This window comes from Streptomyces sp. NPDC059564, assembly GCF_042735575.1.
Classification (GTDB): domain Bacteria; phylum Actinomycetota; class Actinomycetes; order Streptomycetales; family Streptomycetaceae; genus Streptomyces.
Map to the genome: position 1 here is coordinate 1 of NZ_JBHWBP010000481.1, position 4607 is coordinate 4607.

Consider the following 4607-nt stretch of genomic DNA (forward strand, 5'->3'; position numbering starts at 1 on the left):
GAGCCGGGTCGCGATCTCCCGCAGCGTCGCGTCGTGGAAGACGACGTACGCCGGGACGCCCTGCTCGCGGGCCGTCGCGGCCCGCCAGGCGCGCAGGGCGAGGAAGACCGGTTCGGCCGCGGCCGGCAGGTCGACCGGAACGCGGGCGCCCTTCCCGGAGCGCGATCCGGACTCCTTGCGGGCCGGGGCCGCGGGCGCCTTCTCCTTGCGCAGCGGGACGCTGCGGCGCCCGCCCAGCACCTCGCCGCTGTCGTCCGTGAGGACGAGCGTGCCGTAGTCGCCCTCGACCGCCAGCAGCCGCTGCGCCAGCAGCTGGCGGACGACTCCGCGCCACTCGGCGGTGCTCAGGTCCGCCCCGACGCCGAACACCGAGAGCCCGTCGTGGTCGAACTGGATGACCTTGGCGGTCTTCTTGCCCTGGAGGATGTCGATGATCTGCCCGGCGCCGAACTTCTGGCGCCGCTCCTTGGCCAGCCGCCACACCGTGGACAGCAGTTTCTGCGCGGCGACCGTCCCGTCCCAGGACTCGGCCGGGGTCAGGCACGTATCGCAGTTGCCGCACGGTCCGCCCGACTGGCCGAAGTACTCCAGCAGCCGCATCCGCCGGCAGTCGACCGTCTCGCACAGCGCGAGCATGGCGTCCAGGTGCATGCCCAGGGACCGGCGGTGCGCTTCGTCGCCCTCGGAGCCCTCGATGAGCTTGCGCTGCTGGACCACGTCCTGGAGCCCGTACGCGAGCCACGCGGTGGCGGGCTCGCCGTCGCGGCCGGCACGGCCGGTCTCCTGGTAGTAGCCCTCGACCGACTTCGGCAGGTCGAGGTGGGCCACGAAGCGCACGTCCGGCTTGTCGATGCCCATGCCGAAGGCGATCGTGGCCACCACCACGACCCCCTCCTCCCGCAGGAAGCGCGCCTGGTTCGCCGCGCGCGCCCGGGCGTCCATCCCGGCGTGGTACGGCACGGCGTCGATGCCGTGCTCGGCCAGGGAGGCGGCGGTCTTCTCCACCGAGGCCCGCGAGAGACAGTAGACGACTCCGGCGTCCCCCTCGTGCTCGGTGCGGATCAGCTCCAGGAGCTGCTTGAGCGGGTTGTTCTTCGGGGCGATTCGGTACTGGATGTTCGGCCGGTCGAAGCTGGCGACGAAGTGCCGGGCCTCCTCCAGGCCGAGCCGCGCCACGATCTCGGCGTGGGTGGCCTCGGTGGCGGTCGCGGTCAGCGCGATCCGCGGCACCTTCGGCCAGCGCTCGTGCAGCATGGACAGCGCGAGGTAGTCGGGCCGGAAGTCGTGGCCCCACTGGGCGACGCAGTGCGCCTCGTCGATCGCGAACAGCGAGACCTTGCCCCGGTCGAGCAGCCGCTGCGTGCCCTCGCCGCGCAGCCGCTCGGGAGCCAGGTAGAGCAGGTCCAGCTCGTCGGCGAGGAAGGCCTGCTCGACGGCCTGCCGCTCGTACGGGTCCTGCGTCGAGTTGAGGAATCCGGCCCGCACCCCGAGGGCGGTGAGTGCGTTCACCTGGTCCTGCATCAGCGCGATGAGGGGCGAGATCACCACGCCCGTGCCTTCTCTGACGAGCGCCGGGATCTGGTAGCAGAGCGACTTGCCGCCGCCGGTCGGCATCAGCACGAGGGCGTCGCCGCCCGCGACGACCTGGTCGATGATCTCCTGCTGCTCACCGCGGAAGGAGCTGTAGCCGAAGACTCGGTGCAGCACCTGCAGAGCGTCGGAGATCTCGGGGGAAGCGTCCGGAAGGGCCATTCGAGAAGCCTAACGGCACCCGCGGACACCCCGGCTCCCCCGCCCGGAACCTGTGGACAACCTCCGCTGCCACCGGTACGGCCGACGGCCCCGCCCGGAGAGGGGCGGGGCCGCGGGCCGTGGCGGGGCTACGGAGCCATCTCGTACGCCCCGGCCAGCGCCTCGACGCGGTCCCAGACGCGGGCCGAGCGGGCCGCGTCGACGACCGGCCGGCGGAGCGCGCCGAGCGCCCAGCTCTGCTGTTCCTCGGTGGCGCTGTCCTTGCCGTGGAGCTCGACGGCGTGCGCGGAGAAGTCGCGGACGAGGACGGCGAACAGTTCGTCGAGCACGTCCTCGTCGAGGCCGGTCAGCCGGGCCTGCTCCAGGATCAGCTGACCGTGGACGACGAGCGCGAACAGCTGGCCGACGGCGAGGAGCAGGTCGAGGTCGCGGCTCTGCTCCTCGTCGGGGGCGGCGGTGGCGACGAACGCGCACAGGGCGTCGGCCTGCTCCCGGAAGCGGGCGACGTTCGGGACCGCGGCGTACGCGTCGTAGGCGGGGCGCCAGTCGTGGAAGCGTACGGAGCCGAGGCCCCGGGCGGGCCCCTGCCGGAAGAGGAACGCGTCGTCGGCCGCGTCGTGGCGGGTCGGCACGGGGGCGTACTCGACGGGCTCCAGCAGGTGGTTGCGCATGAACTTGAGGATCAGCGCGAGGTTGACGTGGACCGTGCCCTCCAGCTTGGGCAGGCCGCGGATCTCGACGGCCGCCTGCGCGAAGTAGTTGTCCTTCTCGAAGCCCTTGGCGGCGATGACGTCCCACATGAGGTCGATGACCTTCTCGCCCTCCGTGGTCACCTTCATCTTCGTCATCGGGTTGAAGAGGAGGTAGCGGCGGTCCTCGGGACCGGCGGAGCGGAAGTAGTCGACGGCCCGGTCGCTGAAGAGCTTCATGCCGACGAGGCGGACGTACGCGTCGGCCAGCTCGCGGCGCACGTGCGGGAACGCGGTGACCGGGCGGCCGTACAGGATGCGGCCGTGCGCGTGGGTGACGGCCTCGTACATCGCGTGCTCGCAGATGCCGATGGAGGCGGTGCAGAGGTTGAACTTGCCGACGTTGACGGTGTTGAGGGCGGCGTCGAAGGCGGCGCGGCCGGTGTGCAGGACGTCGGCGGCGGACACCGGGTAGTCCTCCAGGCGGAACTCGCTCACGTACTTGGAGGAGTCCACCACGTTCTTGACCAGGTGGTAGGCCGGGTGGCGGCTGTCGGCGGCGAAGAAGACGTAGCCGTCCGGGCCCTCGACGTCGGTGCGGCGGCCGAAGACGGAGACGAGTCCGGCGGCGTTGCCGTTGCCGATGTAGTACTTGGAGCCGGTGGCGCGGAAGCCGCCCTCGCCGTCGGACTCCAGGAGCATGTCGGTGGAGTAGATGTCGGCGCCGTGGGTCTTCTCGGACAGGCCGAAGGCGAACACCTCGCCCTGGTCGAGGAGCTGCGCCGCGCGGGCGCGGGCGTCGGCGTTCCCGCTCTGCCAGACCGGGCCGAGGCCGAGGATGGTGACCTGCCAGGCGTACCAGTAGTCGAGTCCGTAGAAGCCGAAGATCTCGTTGAGGGCGGCGATCCGGGCGGTGTCCCAGCGCTGGTCCTCGCGTGCGGCGGCGGAGGCCGGGGTGAGGAAGGTCGCGAAGAGGTTCTCCTTCGCGGCGAACGCGAGGAAGTCGCCGAGCCAGGCGCGGGAGCGGTAGTCCTCGATCAGCCGGCGCTTGCCGCGCTCCTCGAACCAGTCGACGGTGGCGCGCAGCAGGCGGCGGGTCTCGGGGTCGAAGTGCGCGGGGTCGTAGGTGCGCGGGTTGAAGAGCAGGGCGTCGGCCATGGGTCGCCTTCCGGGGTGCGGGTCGGGGAGGGTGAGGGCTGGGAACGCGGGGCGCTCAGCTCGGCGCGGGTCCCGCGCCGAGCCGGTGCAGGGTGGCGAGGACGTCGTCGAGCCAGGCGATCGTCATGCGCTCGTACGCGATGCCGCCGCGCAGCACGACGTGCTGGAGTTCCTGTCCGGCGTCGAGGGGTGCGGGCGCGTCCGGGCCGGTGAAGTCGCGGAGCTCCCCGGCGAGGTAGTGCGCGAGCCGGTCGCCGTGCACCTCGCGGTGCCGTTCGACCTCGCGGATCAGCGCCGCCGGATCGTCGAAGGCCGCGCCGCGGATCTTCACGGCGAGGTCGTGCCGCAGGCTCTCGGGGTCGATCGGCTCGTGCAGCCAGCGGGCGAGGGCGGCGCTGCCGGGCGCGGCGACGGAGTACTCCTTCTTGTCCGGCCGGCCCTGCTGCGGCACCTCGCGGACGGCGAGCATGCCGTCGCGTTCCATGCGCCCGAGCACGCGGTAGATCTGCTGGTGGGTGGCGGTCCAGAAGTAGCCGATGGAACGGTCGAACCGCCGGGCCAGCTCGTAACCGGAGCCCGGCTTCTCCAACAGGGAGACGAGTATCGCGTGTTCGAGCGCCATGCCCCGATCTTTCTATGCAACTCGTTGCATAGACAAGGTCCGGCGCCCCGGTGAGACGCGGCTCACCCCGCCCGCCCCGGAGGCGCCCTCAGCGCCGTGCGGCCCCGTGCGTCACGGGGACGCCCGGGGCCGCGCACCGGGCGGTGCGGGGGCCGGTCACCAGTAGTGGCGCCGACCGCCGACGGCATGTCCGACCGAACCGAGAATCCACAGCACCGCCCCCACGACGAGCAGGATGATTCCGATCGTCCACAGGATGGAAATGCCGGTCAGAAAGCCGATGAGCAGGAGAACCACTCCAATGACGATCATGGTGTCCTCACTTCCCCGCTAGGAACGCGGCGGACCGGAGGATCCGGCGGGGTGTTCGTCACGCGTCTACCCCC

General features: G+C 71.6%; 4 protein-coding genes. All 4 read right to left on the reverse strand.

The window, feature by feature from the left end; translation table 11 throughout:
* Positions 1-1752, reverse strand: a 1752-nt coding sequence (gene recQ / locus ACFV0Q_RS38550; protein WP_385012363.1) for a DNA helicase RecQ, incomplete at its 3' end; no start/stop codon positions are given.
* Positions 1753-1880: 128 nt separating this feature from the next.
* A complete protein-coding gene (locus ACFV0Q_RS38555) occupies positions 1881-3599 on the reverse strand; it encodes an acyl-CoA dehydrogenase family protein (RefSeq protein WP_385012364.1) in 1719 nt (572 codons plus the stop codon).
* 55 nt (positions 3600-3654) lie between these two features.
* On the reverse strand, positions 3655-4221 hold the full coding sequence (locus ACFV0Q_RS38560; RefSeq protein WP_385012366.1) for a PadR family transcriptional regulator: 567 nt from the start codon (positions 4219-4221) through the stop codon (positions 3655-3657).
* Positions 4222-4377: 156 nt separating this feature from the next.
* Positions 4378-4533 carry a DUF6131 family protein gene (locus ACFV0Q_RS38565; protein WP_385012367.1) on the reverse strand — a complete coding sequence of 52 codons (156 nt, stop codon included), beginning with the start codon at positions 4531-4533 and terminating at the stop codon, positions 4378-4380.
* Positions 4534-4607 lie beyond the last annotated feature (74 nt).